This window comes from Mucilaginibacter rubeus (genome assembly GCF_003286415.2).
Lineage (GTDB): Bacteria > Bacteroidota > Bacteroidia > Sphingobacteriales > Sphingobacteriaceae > Mucilaginibacter > Mucilaginibacter rubeus_A.
The window spans coordinates 2,597,944-2,620,008 of the sequence record NZ_CP043450.1 but is presented as its reverse complement, the minus strand read 5'-3'; the positions used below and the strand labels follow the sequence as shown (position 1 = coordinate 2,620,008).

16 protein-coding genes are annotated in these 22,065 nt (G+C 41.7%); 10 read left to right on the top strand and 6 right to left on the bottom strand.

The window, feature by feature from the left end; genetic code table 11:
• Positions 1-2: 2 nt before the first annotated feature.
• Positions 3-1,739, top strand: a complete 1,737-nt coding sequence (locus DEO27_RS10685; RefSeq protein WP_112566627.1) for a carboxypeptidase-like regulatory domain-containing protein — start codon at positions 3-5, stop codon at positions 1,737-1,739.
• Between the two features lie 43 nt (positions 1,740-1,782).
• Positions 1,783-2,253: a RidA family protein gene (locus tag DEO27_RS10680; protein WP_112566630.1), complete on the top strand. Its 471-nt coding sequence runs from the start codon at positions 1,783-1,785 to the stop codon at positions 2,251-2,253.
• 55 nt (positions 2,254-2,308) lie between these two features.
• Here the strand turns inward: DEO27_RS10680 and DEO27_RS10675 are convergent, their stop codons facing one another.
• Together DEO27_RS10675 and DEO27_RS10670 are read right to left on the bottom strand one after the other, a co-directional pair.
• Positions 2,309-2,761, bottom strand: coding sequence for a c-type cytochrome (locus tag DEO27_RS10675; protein ID WP_112566633.1), 453 nt, complete (start codon positions 2,759-2,761; stop codon positions 2,309-2,311).
• A gap of 2 nt (positions 2,762-2,763) precedes the next feature.
• A complete protein-coding gene (locus DEO27_RS10670; RefSeq protein ID WP_223818210.1) occupies positions 2,764-4,071 on the bottom strand; it encodes a PQQ-dependent sugar dehydrogenase in 1,308 nt (435 codons plus the stop codon).
• A gap of 277 nt (positions 4,072-4,348) precedes the next feature.
• Between DEO27_RS10670 and DEO27_RS10665 the strand changes: the two genes are divergently transcribed.
• The 4 genes from DEO27_RS10665 to DEO27_RS10650 all read left to right on the top strand — a co-directional run bounded on the left by DEO27_RS10665 (position 4,349) and on the right by DEO27_RS10650 (position 9,019).
• Positions 4,349-5,194, top strand: a complete 846-nt coding sequence (locus DEO27_RS10665; RefSeq protein ID WP_112566636.1) for a hypothetical protein — start codon at positions 4,349-4,351, stop codon at positions 5,192-5,194.
• A 191-nt stretch (positions 5,195-5,385) separates the two neighbouring features.
• A complete protein-coding gene (locus DEO27_RS10660; RefSeq protein ID WP_112566639.1) occupies positions 5,386-6,399 on the top strand; it encodes a LacI family DNA-binding transcriptional regulator in 1,014 nt (337 codons plus the stop codon).
• Between the two features lie 40 nt (positions 6,400-6,439).
• The gene (locus DEO27_RS10655) at positions 6,440-7,720 is read left to right on the top strand and encodes a serine hydrolase domain-containing protein (protein WP_112566642.1); all 1,281 of its coding nucleotides are present in this window, start codon (positions 6,440-6,442) and stop codon (positions 7,718-7,720) included.
• Positions 7,721-7,966: 246 nt separating this feature from the next.
• A complete protein-coding gene (locus DEO27_RS10650; protein WP_112566645.1) occupies positions 7,967-9,019 on the top strand; it encodes a hypothetical protein in 1,053 nt (350 codons plus the stop codon).
• Positions 9,020-9,103: 84 nt separating this feature from the next.
• Here DEO27_RS10650 and DEO27_RS10645 read toward each other — a convergent pair whose 3' ends face one another.
• The 4 genes from DEO27_RS10645 to DEO27_RS10630 form a co-directional block, all read right to left on the bottom strand.
• On the bottom strand, positions 9,104-9,790 hold the full coding sequence (locus DEO27_RS10645) for an arylesterase (RefSeq protein ID WP_112566648.1): 687 nt from the start codon (positions 9,788-9,790) through the stop codon (positions 9,104-9,106).
• Positions 9,791-9,810: 20 nt separating this feature from the next.
• Positions 9,811-12,366 (bottom strand): ABC transporter permease, encoded by a 2,556-nt coding sequence (locus DEO27_RS10640; RefSeq protein ID WP_223818209.1) that lies wholly within the window; start codon positions 12,364-12,366, stop codon positions 9,811-9,813.
• 4 nt (positions 12,367-12,370) lie between these two features.
• The gene (locus tag DEO27_RS10635) at positions 12,371-13,060 is read right to left on the bottom strand and encodes an ABC transporter ATP-binding protein (protein ID WP_112566976.1); all 690 of its coding nucleotides are present in this window, start codon (positions 13,058-13,060) and stop codon (positions 12,371-12,373) included.
• A 155-nt stretch (positions 13,061-13,215) separates the two neighbouring features.
• Positions 13,216-13,848: a MarR family winged helix-turn-helix transcriptional regulator gene (locus DEO27_RS10630; protein ID WP_112566651.1), complete on the bottom strand. Its 633-nt coding sequence runs from the start codon at positions 13,846-13,848 to the stop codon at positions 13,216-13,218.
• Positions 13,849-14,094: 246 nt separating this feature from the next.
• Here DEO27_RS10630 and DEO27_RS10625 point away from each other — a divergent pair, with 246 nt between their 5' ends.
• The 4 genes from DEO27_RS10625 to DEO27_RS10610 all read left to right on the top strand — a co-directional run bounded on the left by DEO27_RS10625 (position 14,095) and on the right by DEO27_RS10610 (position 22,065).
• Positions 14,095-15,849 carry an ABC transporter ATP-binding protein gene (locus DEO27_RS10625; RefSeq protein ID WP_112566654.1) on the top strand — a complete coding sequence of 585 codons (1,755 nt, stop codon included), beginning with the start codon at positions 14,095-14,097 and terminating at the stop codon, positions 15,847-15,849.
• Between the two features lie 34 nt (positions 15,850-15,883).
• Complete coding sequence (locus DEO27_RS10620) at positions 15,884-17,644, top strand: ABC transporter ATP-binding protein (RefSeq protein WP_112566657.1); 1,761 nt, start codon at positions 15,884-15,886, stop codon at positions 17,642-17,644.
• Positions 17,645-17,727: 83 nt separating this feature from the next.
• The gene (locus DEO27_RS10615; RefSeq protein WP_112566660.1) at positions 17,728-18,432 is read left to right on the top strand and encodes an NUDIX hydrolase; all 705 of its coding nucleotides are present in this window, start codon (positions 17,728-17,730) and stop codon (positions 18,430-18,432) included.
• A 96-nt stretch (positions 18,433-18,528) separates the two neighbouring features.
• Complete coding sequence (locus DEO27_RS10610) at positions 18,529-22,065, top strand: PKD domain-containing protein (RefSeq protein WP_146749953.1); 3,537 nt, start codon at positions 18,529-18,531, stop codon at positions 22,063-22,065.

The window sequence follows — 22,065 nt, the reverse complement described above, 5'->3', positions numbered from 1 at the left end:
TGATGGAAAAGAAATTAAACATACTATTTTATATTATGCTGGTATTGGCGGGCTGTCTGCTCATTACCAACGCGCTTGCACAGGATAACCTGAACCGTACAGTAGCGCTTAATGTTAAGCAAAAAAAGATAGCCGAGATCCTGACCATTATCGGCGAAAAAGGAAAGTTCTATTTCTCATACAGCAATGATGTTATTAAAACGGATAGCGTAGTTAGCATGACATCTTCAGGTCAAACTATCAAAAGCCTGCTTGATGAACTGTTCCACGGTAAGGTTGATTATAAAGAATCGCCGGGGTATATTATACTCCGTCCTACACCGTACAGGTTGAGCCTTGTACCCGATACTATAGCTGGGCCGGGTAATATTTATTATATAAGTGGATATGTGTATGATGATATTACCGGGAAGAAACTTTACAATGCCAGCGTGTATGAAAGAAATTCCCTTGAATCAACACTTACCGATCAGAACGGACATTTTCAGCTTAAAATAAAAGCCAATGGCGTGATCACACTTAACGTAAGCAAGGAACTTTATCGTGATACCAGTATCAACCTGTTAAGCAATGTAAATGTATCTATAAAGCCGCGCGAGTACTATTATAGTGCGGATGCAGCCAATTCGAAATCAGACAGGAGTTGGCTCGGCAGGATATTTCTTTCATCAGGGCAAAAAATACAGAACCTCAACCTGGGCGGGTACCTGTCAACAGTTCCGGTGCAGGCTTCGCTTGTGCCAAGCTTGGGAAGCCACGGTATCATGAGTGGGCAGATAGTCAATAACTTTTCATTCAATCTTTTAGGGGGATATAACGGAGGCGTTAACGGCGTTGAGCTTGGCGGGCTATTTAATATTAACAAACAGGATGTTAAATATGTACAAGCTGCCGGACTTTTCAACGTTGTGGGAGGTAATAGCAAAGGAGTTCAACTGGCTGCCGTAAGTAATAATGATCAAAAAAATATGACCGGTATTCAGGCAGGGGGTATTTATAATATGGTTAAGGATAGCCTTAAAGGTGTACAGCTTGCCGGGGTCTTTAATCATGTAAACGGCAATACCAAAGGTTTCCAGGCAGCCGGTATTTATAATTACACTCATAAAAACAGTAAAGGGTTTAGTATTGCCGGAATAGCAAACGTTACCGGCAATGAAGCGAGCGGAATGCAGGTAGCAGGAGTTTTCAATAAAGCGCGTGTAATAAAAGGCGCTTCATTTGCGCTGGTGAACATTGCCGACACTCTTGATGGCTATGGTATGGGCTTGATAAATATATCCCGTAATGGATATGCTAAAATTCAGGTGTACAGCAATGAAATTACCACTGCCAACATCGCTTTTAAATCCGGTAATGCCAAGCTGTATTCTGTATTATCCGGAGGTGTTAATTTTACTGATAAGCATACATTTTATAGCGCGGGCTGGGGTTTAGGACACGATTTTATTTTTAGCAACAGCCTGTTTTTATCTGCTGAAGGCTCAACACACTTATTGTTTGCCAAAGGTTGGAAAAATCAAAATCAAATAAACCGGGTGAGCGCTTTATTGAATTTTAAAGCGGGTTCAAAAGTTGGCTTTTTTGCAGGCCCGTCCTTTAACCTTTATACCAACTATGGCGATCATCCCGGGGATAGTGATATTCAGCAGATCATCAAAAATAAGCCAGGCTTGATTGATTGGGGTAACCGTACAAAAGGATGGATTGGCTGGTCGGCAGGTATTACCATATTGTAAGTTTGCGGCAAGATGTTCAATTTTGTGTGATAAAAATCACCGTATGAAAAAACTCCTGTTCCTCATTTTATTATGTGTTTCGTCAGCTTGCTTTGCCCAGGAAGCCAACAACGGCGTGACTTTTTTAAACCCGGTTACAGTCGGCAAGCCCTTCGGATATTCACACGCCGTAGTTATTGATTTAGGTAAAAACAAGATGGTCATCATGTCGGGCCAGGTTGGTTTGGATAAAGATGGCAAACTTGCCGGCAACGGCGATCTGGCCAGTCAGACAGAACAGGTATTTACCAATATCAAAAACATAGTTGAAGCTGCCGGCGGCTCTATGAATGATCTGGTTGAGTTGAATTACTACCTGATGGATGCATCACAAGTTAAACTTGTACGTAGTATCAGAGATAAGTTTGTAAACACCAAACAGCCACCGGCAAGCACTTTGGTTCAGGTGAGCAAGCTTTTCAGAGATGATATCTTAATTGAGATAAAAGCGACCGCGGTTGTCAGGAATAAGTGAAATTAGCTTTAAAGACTTACGAAGTTTTGGAAACTTCGTAAGTCTGAATAATCCACTATTTTTTATTAGTTGCCCTTGTAGTTTTTACCTGGGCAGCGGTAATAGCACTTGCCTTATTACCAAAGCTGTTGCGTACGTACGTTAACACATCTGCAATTTCCTGATCTTTCATAAAATCATGAGCAGCCATGGTATTTGAATAGGTTTCACCGTTTATTTCCACATCCTCATCAAAACCATTAAGCACTATTTTGATAAGCTTACTTTTATCCCCTAAAACATAGGTAGTTTTAACCAATGGCGGGTTCATGTGAGGTACGCCCAAACCATCTGCCTGGTGACAAGCCACGCAATATTGAGTAAAAAGCGCCTGTCCTCTGGTTATGGATGTCTTAAAACCGGCAGATGGTTTCCTGGCTGCCGGTTTTTTATGTTTGGTTTGCGCTTGCGAGGCAAGGCTTGTAAATAAGGTTATGAATAATAGCAGAAGGGCTTTTTTAAAGTCCATTGTTATTTTTTATAGGTGATTTTATAAATGTTTCCAGCCACGTCATCAGTAACGTACAACGAACCATCAGGACCCTGCGCTAAACCACAAGGACGGTGGGCGGCAGCTCCTGAAGCCGTATTTGCCGCAGAACCAGAAAATCCATCGGCAAAAACTTCCCACTGGCCATCAGGTTTACCATCTTTAAATGGCTGAAATACTACAAAGTAACCTGCCTGTGGTTCAGGTGCACGGTTCCATGAACCGTGGAATGCTATGAAAGCCCCATTTTTATATTTTGCCGGGAACTGATCGCCAGTGTAAAACAACAAGCCATTTGGAGCGAGGTGGCCTGGGTACGCTGCAGCCGGGTCAATAGCATCTTTTCCGCCCTCAATTTTGCCATCACCACCATACTCAGGCATTAACATTTTTTTATGCTGTTCCTGGTCATAATACATGTAAGGCCAACCGGCATTATCTCCTTTTTTCAAAGCGTACATACATTCGGCAGGTAAAATAGATGACTGTTTAGCAGTAAAGTACTGGGGATAAAATTCATAAAGCTGATCGCGGCCATGCTGCATTACAAAAAGCTGGTTATTTTGCTGGTTCCAGGTGATACCTACAACGTTACGCAAGCCTGTGGCATAGCGTACGCCGTCACCATAATGCTGGTTCAACTTATTGGCCTTAAATTGCCAGATGCCACCAGCCGAATCTAAAATAGGGCAGCCCTTTTGTCCCGGAGAACCTTTTTTACGGTCTTCAACCTGGCAGGCGTTTGAATATGCGCCAATATTAACGTAGATGTTGCCATCATTATCGAGCGTAATGGCTTTTGCTTCGTGCTCATGGCGGCTGATAAGTCCGGTTACAATTTTTTCAGGCTGATCAGGGTTGATCACCTCGCTTTTATCATTCAGTTTATAACGAAAAACCTCTTCATCTGATGATGTGTACAGGTACCCATTTTTGATTGACATGCCGGTACCACTGTACGCACCAAAGCTGTTTTTAACAGAAGCTTTGCCACCTTCTTCGTGCAGCATTAATATGCCTTTGCTGTTCTTAACGTTGGTGAGCTTCACGTAAATATCGCCTTGCGGGGTAATAGCAATGTGGCGTGTGCCTCCAAGTTTTTCGGCAATAATGCTGGCGCTAAAGCCCTCAGGAGTCTTAAGGCCGGCGTTTTCTGTTGTCGAAGCAGGAGTAGAGGTGCTGTCGCCGGTTTTCTTTGAGTCGCTATTGCTTTTACAGGCTGTAAAAAACATAAAGCTTCCCATAACTGCTATAGGCAGTAAGGAACGTAATAAGTTGCGGTTTTTCATGGTAACTGATTAAAGATTATCAAATTAAGTAAATATACCGATAATACTAAAATCTGTTTTGTAGTATTAAAGTGACAGTGCGAGATTTTATTTCAGCATTACACCTTAATAAAATTTGGCAACAATAGATTGCGATACCAGTTTTTCAAAATAAAATTTCATAGAAATGGCTACTGGCAGAAGATAGTATCAATCAACTAATGTTTTAACACATAAAGCAACGTTTGATTAAACCATCGTTTAAATCTATCGTCCTAACTGTATAAAATTTACAATTATGAAAAAGTTAGTCATATTATCAGCAATAGCAGCCGGAAGCTTATTTATCAGCAAAGCCAACGCTCAGGTATCTATACAATTTGGCATCAATGTTCCGGCGCACCGCGTTTATGTACCAACTCCTCCTCCGCCACCTCCACCAGTAATTGAAGACGAGCCCGTTTACGATGATAACGTAAATGTTAGCGACGATGATGATTACTACTATTTACCAGAGGTTGAAGCTTATTACAATGTAGGCGCAGGATGCTATTATTATAATGACGGTAGCCGTTGGGTAAGCTGCGCTTATTTGCCCGGCGCATACAGGGATTACAACTGGCGTACCGCTGTACGTTACGAAGTGAGGGCTCCTCGTCCGTTTATGCATCACGATTATTACAGGCAAAGGTGGGGCGGTTACATGGGCGACCGTGGTAACTGGGGCCATCGCTTTGACAGAAGACCTGCTAACGGTTATGCTTATCGCCCCGGCTGGGGTGGTGACCGTGGCGGATGGGGTAGAAGGCCTAATCCGTATGATAACCGTGGTAACTGGGACAACAATGGCAGAGATAATCGTGGCTGGGGCAATCGTGATAACCGTGGCAACTGGGGTAATGGCAACAACAATCATGACAACCGTGGCAACTGGGGCAATGGTCAGCAACCTAATAATGGCAATCATGATAATCATGGCAATTGGGGCAATGGACAACAGCAACAACAAAATAATGGCGACCACGGCAACCGTGGCAATTGGGGCGGCCGTCCATCAAACGGCGGTGGCGGATTTGACAGGGGTAATGGCGGCGAACGCTTTACCCAAAACGGAAATTCAGGCAGAGGTATGCGCAGGTTTTAATATTCTAACTCCCTATATATTAACTGAAGAGTCGCCCGTTATGGGCGGCTTTTTTGTTTTATAAGCATTTACGGCATTCAGAGCTTGTTCTGTCTGCATTAAACTAATAAGCAAAATAAACCATTTATTATCTACTAAACCTGTTTAGCATTACCATTAATATTATATATTTGGTTTAAAATACTAAGCTCTTGAAGAAAAAATTATCTATAGTTGACATTGCCAATAGCCTGAATATATCTAAAACCACGGTTTCTTTTATCCTCAACGGCCGTGCGCAGGAAAAACGTATTAGCGATGAATTGGTAAAGCGCGTGCTGCAATATGTAAAAGAAGTTGGCTATAAACCCAATTCGTTGGCCAAAAGCTTGCGTACGGGGAAATCAAATATCATTGGTTTATTGGTGCAGGACATCTCTAATCATTTCTTTGCTACCATAGCCCGCCGCATCGAAGATCTGGCTTATCAAAGCGGTTATAAGATCATTTACAGCAGTACAGATAATGACACACAAAAAACCCAGGAGCTGATAGCCATGTTTCGAGACCGGCATGTTGACGGATACATTATTACTCCTCCCGATAATATCGAAGAAGATATCAGTGACCTGATCAAAGATGGTTTTCCGGTTGTGCTTTTTGACCGCTACCTGCCTAAAGTGGCTACTGATTATGTGGTGGTTGATAACCTCTTCAGCACGTTTAACGCAACACAATACCTGATTGATAAAGGGCATAAAAACATTGCTTTTATAACTTACAGTTCTATCCAAACCCAAATGATAGAAAGGCTTGAAGGTTATGAAAAAGCCATACGCCAAAGTAAGCTAAAACCTCATATTATTGAGGTTGATTTTCATGCGACTGACCAGGAGATACTTAAGCTGATACTTGATTTTTTTGAAAGCCATAAAGATGTTGATGCTATACTATTCGCCAATAATCACTTAGGTAAATGCGGATTAAAGGCTACCAGAAAAGCGGGCAAAAACGTTCCGGGCGATATCGCCTTGATCGCTTTTGATGATTATGAACTTTTTGAGCTGTACACTCCGGCCGTTACCGCTATAGCCCAGCCAATTGATGAAATAGCCGATAACGTGATTAAACTTTTGATGGAAAGGCTGAACGCCACAACTCCCGAAGAAAAAAATCAGCACATAACACTTGCCACTGAACTAATTGAGCGGGATTCATCAAGGTAAATAACTATTTTGCATCACCAATAAACCCGGATTTCGCGTGATGAAAAGAACCTTTACTTTTTTATTGTTAGCAGCGTTTGCGGCCAACGTATTTGCCCAGGGCAGTGTTTTGAAAAATGCAGATCCGGTATCTGTAAAGTTTTCGCCCGAAAGGCTAAAACGGATAGACGCTATGATTGAGCAGAATATCGATTCAGGATATGTAAAGGGAGCAGTTGGCTTTATAGCCCGCGATGGCAAAATAGTTTACAATAAGTCATTCGGACTGGCTGATGAAGATCAAAAGCGGTTAATGACCAGCGATGCTATCTTTCGTATAGCATCGCAAACAAAGGCTATTACCAGTGTAGCCGTCATGATGCTTTTTGAAGAGGGCAAGTTCTTACTGGATGATCCGATCTCTAAATATCTTCCTGCGTTCGCGCATCCCACAGTGGTAGATCAGTTTAATGATAAGGACAGCACGTATACAACCGTCCCGGCAAAAAGGGAGATAACCATTCGCGATCTGCTAACCCATACCTCGGGTATCGAGTACGCGCAGATCGGCTCGCCGAAAATGAAAGCTATTTACGCTAAGGCAGGTATTCCTGCAGGTTTTGTGGCTGATAAGATACTATTGGCCGATGCTATGAATAAACTTGGCCATTTACCTTTATTACATCAGCCCGGCGAACGCTGGACATACGGGATGAACATCGACGTGCTGGGCTACCTGGTAGAAAAAGTATCCGGTAAAAGTCTCGATCAGTTTTTTAAAGAGCGGATTTTTACACCGCTGGGCATGAATGACACTTACTTTTACATCCCCGCCGCTAAGCAAAACAGGTTAGTCGCCGCTTATACCTTTGACAAAAACGGTCATATCACCAATTGGAGCAAAGCTACTTTTCCGGCGTTTGATGTTAACTATCCAAAGGCTAATGGCACTTATTACGCTGGTGGCGCGGGCTTAAGTTCAACTGTAAAAGACTATGCAATTTTTTTGCAGATGTTACTTAATGGAGGTATTTATAACGATCAGCGTCTGCTGGCCCGCCATACGGTTGAACTGATGACCACCAATCAAATAGGTGATCTGAATATCAACCCTGACAAGGACAAATTTGGCTTAGGCTTCGGTTTAACATCTCAAAACAGCTCTGCAAAATTAGGTGTTAGCGAAGGCTCATTTGCCTGGGGTGGTTTTTATGGTACGTTGTATTGGGTTGACCCGAAAGAACACCTTGTTTGCTTACTGTTTGTACAGAACTGGCCTTTCCCTCACAACCAAATCCAGGATAAATTCAGGGCCATGGTATACCAGGCCCTGAATGATTAATTTATTTATCAGTTCGGTTAAGGCTTATTTAAGTTTCAAATATTGCCTGGTATGTATTTTCTTTTCGCAAATATTAAAAAATACGTAAAAATACTTATTGTAAATAGGTGAAAATACGCATTGTGTTTTTGATAAATAGAGAGTATTTTAGTTTATTAAATAGCTGATTTATAGCGATTTAATTAGACGCCATTTTAAACTTGGGTTTTCGACACCATTTTTCAAACTAATCTTAAGCCTTATCTCATGGACAACGCACCTGTACCATCAAACACAACCGAATCCGGATCGGCATCAACTGAAGTTGTTGCTAGCAACGAAATTTCTACACGCGGAAAAATTACCGCCGGTGTTTTACTGATCGCGTTTATAATAGCAGCGGCAACAATTGTGGTTGCTTTTTGGCCGGACAAGCTACCACCAGCCGGTAAACTTGCACGTTATCGATATAAAGCATTTAATATCACTTTATTAGATAGTTGCCAATGTAAATCATCGTCTTACGAAGACTTAATAAAGAAAACTGCCGGTAAAGTGGTTTTCAAAAAAGATTCGACAAATAAAGATTCCGATAAAGTTAAAGTTGCAACATTAAAATTGTTTCTTCAAAAAGCCGATTCTTTGAAAAAGAATGGATGTGAAAAAGTAAAAATTGATTTTAACGACACCATTGATTTTAACACCATCATACTAATACTGGTGGCTTCAGCAGGCTTTTTAGGTAACATGATCCACATTACTACCTCTTTTACTGCTTTTATTGGTTCGGGCCAGTTTAAACGTAGTTGGGTGTTATGGTACTTTGTTAAACCTTTCACGGCGGCCGCGCTGGCTATGATAATGTACTTTGTATTCAGAGCCGGATTTCTCAGCTCTGCCGACCCTGGCAATAACCTGAATATCTACGGTGTTATGTCAATGGCAGCTTTCGTTGGTTTATTTACCGATGCGGCGACCGAGAAACTAAAAGAGGTTTTCAAGACCTTGTTTAGTACCAAAGATGATCGCCCTGATAAGATGAAACCTGATGTGAAAATTTCGGTATCCTCGGTAAAGCCTGAAAAAATCAGTGTTACTACTCCTAATAATTTCATAATAGCTGGCGAAAATTTAGATAAAAGGAAATTAGTTATCAGTATAAACAAGGTAGTAATACCTGCCGGGGATATTGTAATCGCTGATAAATTAATCCATTTTACCTTTACCGTTCCAGCCGATCAAATTCAGCTTACAACCTTTACACTCCTTATTGTTGATGACGCAAATAAAGAAATCTTTAAAAAGGATCTTGGAGTTTAACTATGAAGAAGAATGTAATTGGATAATTAATTATTCAACTGGATTGGGACTATGTATCAAATAAAGCTAATATGAAGAATTGAATTATTTCAGATCGTCTTTTAAAACCGCCCAAACATTGTCAGCAACAATTTTGGCGCCCTGAGTTGTAGGATGGATGCCGTCACCCTGGTTGAGTGCCGGTATCCCTGCTACATCCTTCAGCAGAAAGGGAACCAGTTCCATTTTATTTTTAGTGGCAAGGGTTGGAAATACACTTTTAAATTTATTGGAGTAATCCGCACCCATGTTTGGTGGTACCTGCATGCCTAACAAAACAAGTTTGGCATCGGGGTATTTTGATTTTACTTTATCAACTATAGATTGCAGGTTCTTAGCTGTTTCGCTCACAGGGATCCCGCGGAGACCGTCGTTTGCGCCAAGCTCCAGTACAAAAACATCAATCTTTTGCTTCAACAGCCAGTTAATCCGGCCGTTGCCGCCCGCTGTAGTTTCCCCGCTGAGGCCTGCATTTATAACTTTGTACGGTAGTTTCAATGAATCAACCCGCTTGCTGATCACTCCCGGAAAAGCATCCGCCGGGTCATCAAGGCCATAACCGGCAGTAAGGCTATCGCCAAAAAACAAAACTATTTTCTTGGAAGCAGAATCAGTTTTTACAACTTCGGTAGCTGCTTGGTTTTGATCGTTGTTTGATGATTTAGCACCGTTGCCACAGCCTGCAATAGTGAGGGCAGTAAGCAAAATGCCGGATAATATAACTCTGTTCATATAAAATAAATACAACGCGTTTAAGCATTTGTTCTTAAAATTTCCAATGGTGGTTTGTTTAACACGCCGCGGCTATTCAATAAGCCAATAATAACGGTTAACAAACTCACAATCAAAAATAGTACAAGAGCCGGTAATACGTTAACACTATATGGTATTTCAAAGCTATATTTTGCAAGGAAATATGTACCGGCAAACGCTATCAGGATACCGGTTAATGCAGATAAGCTACCTAAAAACCAGTATTCCAATGCGGTTATGGTAAATATTTGCTTACGGCTGGCCCCAAGGGTACGCAATAACACACTTTCTTGGATGCGCTGGTATTTGCTGATGCGTACCGACGCTATCAATACTACGATACCCGTTATAATACTAAACGCGCTCATGAAACGGATAACGTAACTGATTTTGCTCAGCAGTTCATCAACAACGCTTAAAATTAAACCAAGATCGATGATCGAAACATTGGGATAAGTTTTTACTACCAATTGCTGAAAAGCAGCCGATACTTTGTTTGATGGCACATGCGTCATCAATACATGAAATTGTGGCGCGTCTTCCAGTACTCCTTTAGGGAAAACAACCTGGAAATTAGTCTGCACCTTACCCCAGTTAACCTTGCGGATACTGGCTACATAAGCCGGCATTTGTACGCCTTGCACGTTAAATACTATTTTATCGCCAATTTTCAGGTTGCCCCGTTTGGACAGGTTTTCTTCAACAGATACAGGAATTTCCTTTGAAGGATCTGCCTGACCAATCCATTTGCCATCCAGCAATTTTTCTGATGAGGTTAATGAATCCCTGAATGTTACCCGGTATTCCCACGCAAAAACGCCATGTTGTATCTTGATAGTAGTGTCCTTAGTGAGATCGGCAGCTGTTTTACCGTTAATCTGCTCAATACGCATGGTAACAATAGGTACCTGCTGTAATACAGGCAGCCCTTGTTGTTTGGTTAACTGAACAACTCCTTTTTCCTGGCTGCTCTGGATATCAAACAAAATCATGTTTGACTGATTGCCGCTGCTTGAAAGATTTACCTGCTGCACCAAGAGCGTTTGCACAAAATAAAGCGTGCAAATGAACATGGTGCTTAAGCCGATGGATACTATAAGTATAATGGTTTGGTTATTGGGGCGATATAAATTGGCAAAGCCTTGCCGCCATAAATAACTCCACGACCCTTTAACGATAGCTTTGGTAATCCGCATTAACAACCAGGCAGTTACTGTTAGGATCATAAACGCGATGAGGATCCCCAACGTAAACAGAATACTGCCCATAACGCTATCCAACTGCAAATAACTAAAAGCTATTACAAAGATCAGTATCAGCAAATATACCAGCCAGCGCAACGGATCTCGCCTGCTCCCGCTTTCATCTACCGACATACGGAGCGTGTTAAGCGGCGAAATATTCCTTACGGATATTAATGGCAACAACGCAAACAGGATAGAGATGATTACACCCAATAAAATACCCTGTCCTATAGCCATCCATGATATTTGCACCGAAATGGTAAAAGGTAGAAAGTCCTTAAATACCAGCGGCAATAAATGCTGAATGGCCGTACCTAAAATAGCTCCGGTAACAGAACCGATGATTCCAATACCTACAATTTGTATTAGGTAGATCAAAAACGCTTCGGACGATTTTACACCCAGGCAGCGCATAATGGCTATTGACGCAATCTTTTCTTTTACATAAATATGGATAGCACTGGCTACGCCCACGCAACCCAGTAGCAAAGCCACAAAACCAACTAATGACAAGAAACGGCTCAGGTCGCCAAAGGCACGGCCGGTATTGTCTTTTTTAGTTTCGATGGTTTCAAAGCGCATCCCGGCCTTATCAAGTACAGGGTCGAGGTTTTTGCTGAGCTTGTTTACGTTTACCGATGAATTGAACTTATAATAAAAGCTGTAGTTAACCCTGCTACCAATTTTTATAAGCCCTGTTTGCTCCAGGTATTGCATCGGAATATAAACTACAGGCGCAATCCCTGCCATAACACCACTTTGTCCGGGTGCTTTATTCAGGATGCCGGCAATCTGGAAATTTAGGTTGCCCACTTTAACCGAGTCGCCCACACGGGCATTAAACTGCAACATCAGGGTTTTATCAACCAAAGCCATCCGTCCTTTCTTGAAAGTAAGCCCGGCTGCTTCCGGAGTAGTTTCTAAAGTACCATAGTAGGGGAAACCTCCCTGTAAAGCCCTGATCTGTACAAGCCGGGTACCGTTGGTACGCGGGAAATAGAGCATTGATGCAAAGCTCCGTTCCTGCGAGCGCTCGTCGCCCATGGAATCGAGCATGTGCTTTAACTTATCATCTACAGGTTTATTGCCGGAGATTGCCAAATCAGCCCCAATCAAAGTGGCTGCCTGATCGTTAATATCATTTTGCACGTTGTATTTAAACGAGTAGATAGCCACTAAAGCAGCTATCCCAAATACAATTGCCGATATAAAAAGGAATAACCTTGATCGGTTGCGTCTGCTATCGCGCAAGGCCATCCGAAACAGCCAGGGGATGTTTATCTTTCTCTTAAAATCAATATTACTATCCATTAGCTTATGCGTTAATGGTTTTTTCATCGGAGATTAGCTTGCCGCCCTTAATCCTGATAATGCGTTGGGTTTTAGCAGCTAATTCAAGGTCATGAGTTACCACGACAAGCGTGGTACCTGCTTCCTTGTTCAGGTCGAATATCAGTTTGATCACTTTATCGCTGGTTTCGGCATCAAGGTTTCCGGTAGGCTCATCAGCAAAAAGGATGCGTGGCGCATTTGAAAAAGCGCGGGCCAGTGATACCCGCTGTTGCTCGCCGCCGGAAAGCTGAAGCGGGTAATGATGCCCCCGCTCTGAAAGACCAACTTTATCTAAAAGATCTAAAGCCCTTGTTCTGATATTTTTTTCGCCCCGGAGTTCAAGAGGTACCATTACATTTTCAAGCGCAGTTAGGGTAGGGAGCAGCTGAAAATTCTGAAATATGAAACCCACATGCTGGTTCCGCACCTGCGCGCGTTGATCTTCAGTAAGGTTACTAAGATTGATTCCGTTGAGTTCAACCGTACCTGAGGTTGAGCGGTCGAGCCCGGCACACAAACCAAGCAATGTGGTTTTCCCGCTGCCGGAAGGGCCAACTATAGCATTGGTTGAACCTGCCGCCACTGAAAAGTTTATTTGATCGAGCACAGTAAGCGTACGACCGGCACTTTGGTATGTTTTACTTAGATTGGAGATATTGAGGATATTGTCCACAGGTATTTTTTTATGGTATAGATACGAAAAAGCCGGGGTTGTTACCAAGCCCGGCCATTGAATGTTCAAGTATTATGCCATCTTTACTTTTAGCTGACATTGGATTTAGAGCCGGTTATTACCTGTTGATAATTCGATAACCATACGCTTTAAATTTATACTTTATCGGTCATTATATGCTCATACATCTGGTCGAAGGGTTTATTTTTCAGCTCGATTGCTAATGATGAGTTACGTTGTTCGCAATATTTAAGCATCTCATAGCAATCAATTAAAATTTCATCGTCGATGCCTTTAAAGGTCATTTCAACAACTTTGCCCGAAATTTTATAATATTCATCCAATGCTGCATGCCCTTTCTGGTTTACCTTAATTAGTTTGGCACGCTTATCATCAGGCGACGTGCGTTCATCTATTTTTTCTTCACGGATAAGTCTGTTTATAACCTCCATGCCGGTAGTTGTTTCGGCAAACATGTAGTTAATCAGGTCGCTTTTTCTTACCTCCCCCAAATGGAGTAAACCATTCAGGTAATAAAAGCTTTCGGCAGGAGGGATACCAATATAATTTACTGCCGACCGGAAATAAAGTGAATACGCACTTAAAATACGACCAAGCGTTTTAAGCAAATAGGCGCCGTTCATAATGCGTTCGCCTTTTTTACCGGCTTGTTTAGGCTTAGGACGTTGTTTTTGCAGGTAATATCTGCAAAAGGCTTCAACAGTAGGTTGTTCGCTTATTTCTTCAAAAGCTGTCCATTCTTCAACTAATTGTACAACTGGTTTCATTTTATTCCGGTTTGGATGTAAAATTAAAAATTTATTTCTGAAATGTTTTAATTATTCCTAAATAGAAATATATTTGTTGAGATATATCGAAATAGAAATATATAGAAAATAAGCAGAGCTTGCAAATCCTTCTGATTTATTTCGATAATTTTAAATTGAATAAAAATGTTTTCACTGGCCAATCGTCAACCATAATAATGGCTCGAAACACATCCGCGAAAAAGAATTATAAATTATAAGATCAATATGCAACCCGATCATACTAAAAAAACAAACCGCAAGCCACCAGGTGTATTCAGTTTGCTAAAACCGTACAAAGGGCTTGTAGCGCTATTGCTGCTATTTGCCTTATTGGGCAACAGCATGAACCTTTGGCTGCCTAAAATCATAGCTAATGGTATTGATGCCTACTCCAATCACCATTTTGTGATTAATGAGGTTATGGCTAAATTCCTGACGGCTACATTGGTTGTATTTTTGTTCGCCGGCTTACAGGCCGTCGTTCAAATCTTCGCCTCTGAAAAAGTAGCCCGCGATCTGCGGCAGCAATTGGCGGATAAAATATCCCGTCAAACTCATGCTTTTATTGAACAGGCTAATCCTTCAAAACTACTAACCAATCTTACTTCTGATATTGATTCAATTAAATTGTTTGTATCACAAGCCTTGGTTTCTATTGTATCGTCGCTGTTTATCATTATTGGCTGCAGCGTTATGTTGCTTACCATCAACTGGAAACTTGCACTGGTTGTTATCACTATCATTCCTATTATAGGAGGTACGTTTTTTTATGTTTTGAAAAATGTGCGCGCCCTGTTTATGAAAAGCCGCGGCGTTATTGATCAGCTTAATAAAGTAATTAACGAGAGTATACTTGGGGCAGCGCTGATTAGGGTTATTAATTCGCAACAACTGGAGTACAATAAATTCCTGGCCGCCAACACCGAAGCTAAAGATTATGGCTTAAGGATCCTTGGTTTTTTTGCCGGACTTATCCCAATAGTAACCTTTACAGCCAACATGGCCGCCTTCACCATTTTGGTAATGGGCGGGCATTTCGTGATCAGTGGCAGCATGACCCTGGGCAGTTTCGCAGCTTTTAACAGTTACCTTTCATTATTGATATTCCCTATATTCATTTTAGGATTCATGAGCAACCTGATAGCCCAGGCTACCGCTTCGTTTACCCGTATCAGTGTTGTTTTAAACGCGCCGGATGTTACCGACGGCGGTCCGCTGAAAGATACTTTACGTGGTGATGTTGAATTGAAAGATGTTACAGTGAGCTACGGGCAAAAAGCAGCATTGAAAAATGTATCATTTAAAGTTAAGGCCGGTTCAAAAATTGCCATCATCGGGCCTACATCTGCAGGTAAAACACAGTTATTGTATTTACTTACCGGCCTGATCAATGCCAGTGCGGGCGAAGTGTTATTTGACGGTAAACCGCTGGCCGAATATGATAGTGAAACCTTTCACCGTCAGGTTGGCTTTGTTTTTCAGGATAGCATCATATTCAATATGAGTATTCGTGAAAATATCGCATTCAGCGATACAGTGACCGATGAATCGCTTCAAAAAGCTATTGAAACGGCAGAATTAAGTACATTTATTGATAACCTGCCGGATAAGTTGAGCACCATTGTTTCTGAACGTGGCTCAAGCCTTTCAGGCGGACAAAAGCAACGCATCATGTTGGCCCGGGCACTTGCTGTTAATCCCAAAGTATTATTGCTTGACGATTTTACCGCAAGGGTTGACAACAATACGGAACGGAACATCCTTGCAAATATTCAAAAGAATTATCCTGGTTTAACATTAATATCGGTAACGCAGAAGATTGCTTCAGTTGAGCATTATGATCAGATCATTTTATTAATGCAAGGGGAGATTGTAGCTACCGGTGTACACGACGATCTGATGAAAACCAGTCCGGATTATGTGCAGATCTTTAATTCGCAGCAAAGTACCAGCAATTACGAGCAGGGTATCAACCACTAAATATTAAGTTACTACCCCAAAATTATCAATTACAATGAACTACGATCTTAACCATATAGGTAAAAATCAGCAAAAGACATCGACGTTAGCCGGGTTAAAAAAGCTGTTGCAGCTTATTGCCCATGAAAAGCGCACACTTATTATTGCTTTTTTTGCCATCCTTGTTAACTCGACACTTAACCTGCTGGGGCCGCTTATTATTGGCCATACTATTGATAAATACGTGCAGCATAAGGATTTTAACGGCGTTTTGCATAATGCGGCTATTCTGTTTTGCATGTACCTGGTAGCTTTGTTTACCAGTTATAAGCAAACCACGCTGATGGGAGGGGTGGGACAACGAATGTTGTTTACCCTGCGCAACTCTATCTTTAATAAATTACAGCAATTGCCGGTAGCTTTCTTTAATCAAAACAAAGCCGGCGACCTGATATCGAGGGTTAACAACGATACGGATAAACTTAACCAGTTCTTTTCACAATCGCTGATGCAGTTTATAGGCAATATTTCCATCATGATTGGCGCCGGTATTTTTCTGTTGGCCATTAATATTGAGTTAGGAGCAGCGGCTTTATGTCCCGCGCTGTTTATCCTGTTTTTAACATTGGTATTATCGCCATGGATAAAAAAGAAGAACGCTGCTAACCTGAAAAGCACAGGTTCGCTGAGCGGAGAGATCCAGGAAAGCATCAATAATTTTAAAGTGATCATCGCTTTTAACCGTCGCGATTATTTCAGGAAGCGGTTTAATATTGCCAATGATGAAAACTATAAAACAGCGGTAGGATCGGGTATTGCCAATAACGTTTTTGTACCGGTTTATGGTTTATTTGCAAGTATGGCCCAGCTTACTGTGTTATGCTTTGGTATTTACCTCATTAGTAAAGGCATGTTTTCTGTGGGTTTGCTGGTGAGTTACTTATCGTACGCAACAAACTTTTATAACCCTTTAAGGCAACTGGCAGCTCTTTGGACAAACTTTCAACTGGCTATGGCAGGTTGGGACAGGATTTCTCAGATCTTATCCCTCGAAACAGATCTGCCGGTATTGCAAGCGGGAGTTAATGAACCTGATGCTGCTTTGCTGGAATTCAGACATGTGCATTTTAGCTATGACGAAAGCAGGGAGATATTACACAATATCTGCTTTAAGCTTGAGCGCGGTAAAACCTATGCCCTGGTTGGCCCAACTGGTGGTGGTAAAACAACAACAGCCTCATTAATAGCGCGTTTGTATGATCCAACTAAAGGTTTGGTATTGCTAAATGGAAAAGATATCCGAAGCCTCGCCGCCGAAGAACGGAGCCAAAAAATAGGTTTTATTTTACAGGAACCATTCCTGTTTACCGGTACGGTGAGGGATAATATACTGTACGGCAATGAGCTTTTTAAAGATCATACCAACGAAGAGATGGAACAGGTGATCAGGGATGCAAACCTGGGCAGCTTGCTGGCAATTTTTGAAGAAGGACTGGAAACCAAAGTTTTATCAGGAGGTGATAGCATCAGCTTAGGCCAAAAACAATTAATTGCATTTATGCGCGCCGTATTACGGAATCCGGAGATATTGATCCTGGATGAAGCCACAGCCAACATCGATACAATTACCGAAAAGCTATTGAGCGATATTTTAGATAACTTGCCGGAAACTACCACACGGGTGATTATAGCGCACCGTTTAAATACAATTGAAAATGCCGATGAGATCTTCTTTGTAAACTCGGGAGAGGTGATCAGGGCCGGATCATTTGATGATGCTATGGATCTGCTGCTTCAAGGAAAAAGGGTTAGTTAAACAGTTTAAAAAATTAGTTGTCCGATTAACACTAAATAATTGCTAAATTATTTTTACCATTGCATATAAACTTAACCTAAGTTATGCATAAGTATAGCGGCGAAACGCGCATTTTAGTAGCAACAGATTGTATCATATTCGGATTTGACGGGGCTAACATCAAATTATTACTTGTTCAGCGTGGTCTTGAGCCCGAAATACACAAATGGAGCCTTATAGGTGGCTTTATAAAACCCACCGAATCGCCCGAAGATGCTGCAAACCGGGTACTTGAATTACGTACAGGGCTTAAGAACGTATACATGGAGCAGTTTCAGGTATTTGGTAAGCCGGAACGTGACCCGGTAGAAAGAACGCTTTCGGTCGCCTATTTCGCGCTTATCGATATTCATCAGTATGAAGCCCAGTTAAGCGAAGAATATCATCCCGAATGGTTTTTGCTGGATGAAATGCCCGACCTGATATTTGACCACAACGAAATGGTACGCATGGCTAAAAGACAATTGCGTTACAAAGCGGCACTTCACCCTATATTATTCCAATTACTACCCGAAAAATTCACCATTCCGCAATTACAAGCCCTTTATGAAGGTGTTTATCAAACCAAGTTTGATGACAGGAACTTTAGCCGCAAGTTGCTTTCAACGGGCTTGCTGGTAAAACTTCCGGAGAAGGATAAGCTGTCGTCAAAAAAAGGGGCGTTTTATTACAAACTTGACCAATCGCATTACGAAGAAAACTTTGAAAAGTTCCTGAACCTGGTACCTAACCCGGATAAGTTTTTTTAAACCCGCTTTTGTTTTTTAAATTACCAGCTTAAGTTGAAGGTTTTTGTACTTTTAAAGGGCAGTTTAATGCTGCCGGCCAAATTCAACTAAAAACCTTTGAGCAGGATATCTTTTTTGCGATCATTAAGCCTTGCGCTTATTTTTATATGTTTTGCTATTTATACCCGTGCACAAGGTTCAAACCAGGGCACGGAGTTTTACGCCGCATATATTGACCACGTTGATGGTGCAGCCGGCAATCCCGGTGCACTGGGCAGGGGCAGTCAGATGGAGCTTTACATAACCTCCGATGTAAATACTGCTGTCACAGTAGAGATTGCTGATGGTAGTTTTTCAAGCACTTACCAGGTTAAAGCTAAAGATATCTTAACTGTAAATATTCCGCCAGGAGCTTTTATAGGAAATCAAGGGCAATTTTTAAAAGGAATTCATATTACGTCGTTTAAACCCGTAGCGGTTTATGCGCATATTTTTGCCGAGAATGTATCTGGCGCCACTTTGCTGCTCCCGGTTAATACCCTTGGTAAGGATTATCTCTCCATTAACTATCAGCAAGTATCAAACTCAAACAATGGCACAAAAAACACAGAAGGAGTGCCATCATATTCAACTTTTGCAATTATTGCAACCGAAGATAATACCACTGTAGAGATAACGCCGTCGCAGCCGCTCTTAAACGGCATCCCCGCAAATCGGCCATTTACTATAACTTTAAAAAAAGGCGAAGTATACCAGGGGTTATCTGCTGCTGATTTAACCGGCACCCGCATCCGCTCAATTGTGAGCGCTACCGGGGCCTGTAAAAAGATTGCCGTTTTTTCAGGTAGTTCAAAAATAAGTATTGGATGCCAGGGCGATAAAGGATCGTCGGATAACCTTTTTCAGCAGGTTTATCCTTTGGCTGTTTGGGGTAAAAATTATATAACCGCGCCATTAAAAGGGCGTAATTATGATATCATCAGAATAGTACTCAGTTCACCAGATGCAAATGTCACCGTAAACGGAGCTCCGCCGCAAGGAGGATTAATCAACGGCTTATATTATGAGTTTACCTCAACTACGCCTAATATTATTACCTCCGATAAGCCAATCCAGGTAGTTCAATATGCCGTTACCCAAGGAGAGGCCTTAAATTGCCAGCTCATAGCTAATGATACCGGCGACCCCGAAATGATATATTTAACGCCTATCGAGCAAACGCTTGATCATGTTACATTAAACTCTACAGGCAACTACAGGATCATTGACAATTACATTAATGTAATTATTAAAACTGCCGCGGTGCCAACGTTTTCACTTGACGGAGTTCCTTATACCCAGTTTTCGCCGGTTCCCAATAGCATTTATTCTTACGCGCAAATTAGCGTAAACGCCGGAGTGCATAATATCAAAGCATCAGACGGTTTTAATGCAATAGCTTACGGGTTTGGCAAGCTGGAATCTTATGGATATGCTGCCGGTACAAACCTTAAAAACCTTAACGAATTTATAGCCTTACTAAACCCATCTGATAATACAATACAGACCAACGGATGCGCTGAAACGCATTACAAGTTACAGTTGACATTACCTTTTCAGACTAATAAAATAACCTGGGATTTAAAAAATGGCAGTCCGGCTGTTTTTATAAATAACCCGGTGCCAACGGGTTCAATAATAAAAGATTCAAAAGTGCTGTATACTTATGAATATCCTGGAGATGGAGTAGTTTACAACGATGGTGACTATAGCGTGGTGGCCACTGTATTTAACCCTATTGCCGACGAATGCGGCACAAATGAAGATATAGAATTTGACTTTAATATCTCAGCTTCGCCGGTTGTAAAATTCACTTTTGCTGATCCCTGTTTGGGTAGCAACGTCCAGTTTACGGATCAGTCAACATCCGGTACCCGGCAAATTAAAAGTTGGAAATGGGATTTTGGAGATGGCCTGACCGATGTAGTACAGAACCCCAAACATAAATATGCCCAACCAGGCGACTATATGGTTTCGTTGTTTATTACTAACGAAAACGGGTGCGGCGAAGCATCGGTTCCTATAAAAGTACATATATCAGCACCTCCCGTTGCTTCATTTAGCTATTCATCGCCAAATTGTGTTGGGCAGGATATTACTTTTACAGACAACTCCACAACAACCGAAGGGAATATTGTGAGCTGGCTATGGGATTTTAATGATAATACTCCGGTTGAAACCCTTACAAGCAAAAATCCGTTTAACCACACGTATAGCAAACCTGGCAATTACTTAGTTAAACTAACTGTTACCAATAGTAATGGTTGCATAAGTAATACAGCCCAGTTGCCTGTTAACGTTTATCCTGTGCCAGTAGTTGATTTTTTATTGCCGGAAGCCTGTGAAGAGGACTTTGCTCAGTTTACTGATCAAAGTACAATTGCCGATGCCACAGAAACTGACTTTACTTACGAATGGAACTTTGGCGATCCAAACGCGACTCCAGGCAACCCTAATATTTCGCACGAGAAAAACCCTAAGCATCATTTTTTAGCCGGCAATTACCAGGTTACACTTAAGGTTACTTCCAAATATGGATGTTCTATTACATCGGCCCCCAAATCGTTAACAATTAATGGGAGCAAGCCTAAGGTTGGTATAGTTATTCAGAACCCGGCAGGCTTGTGCAGTGCCCAGGAGGTGTTTTTTGAAAATCAGTCCTCTGTTAATTTTGGTGCAATTACCCGGCTCGAGGTTACTTATGACAGTAGCGATCCTTCAACCACGGTAGTATATGATCACCCTGCATTTGGGTTGCAGCTGAGGCACAAATATACTTCGTTTACAACAGGGTCCCGTGTTGTTACTTTAAAAGCAGTAGCTTATTCGGGCGCATTATGTTCTGACCCTATAGAACTCCCTGTTAATTTGAAAGCATCACCTCTGGTGACTTTTGATCCGGCTCCTGTTCTTTGTATCGAATCGCAGCCATACCAGTTAATACCCAAACCTGATGGGACTGTTGGAGCAGGGACGTTTTCAGGAACGGGTATTAGTGCCGATGGTATATTTAACCCGGCTGTTTCAGGCGCCGGGACTTTTGATATCCGGTATATTTATACAGCTGCAAACGCTTGCGCAGACACGGTTCTTCAGCAGGTTAAGGTTGATCCGTCGCCTCTGGTTTCATTAGGCCCGGATTTTACTATGCTTGAGGGAACAAAGCGTATTTTAAAACCCGTTGTAAATAATGACAACTTAACCTATAAATGGACGCCGGCAACAGGGCTCGATCATGATGATATAGCTACCCCGGTGGCAAGTCCTGCTCAAGATGTTACTTACCAGCTGGTAGTTACCTCGACTCACGGATGTAAGGCAATGGCTAGTGTATCGGTAAAGGTTTTGAAGTTTTTAGTTATTCCCAATACGTTTACTCCCAATGGTGATGGGATGAATGATTTCTGGAATGTTAATTATTTGGAAAGTTATCCAAATAATAAGGTTGACGTATACAACCGATACGGAGAAAAGGTATATTCGTCTATTGGTTATAGCGTACCTTGGGATGGCAGATACAACGGTTCATACTTGCCTCCCGGAACTTATTATTATATTATTGACCCCAAAAATGGCCGCGAGGTTATTGCAGGTAATGTGACCATTATCAGATAA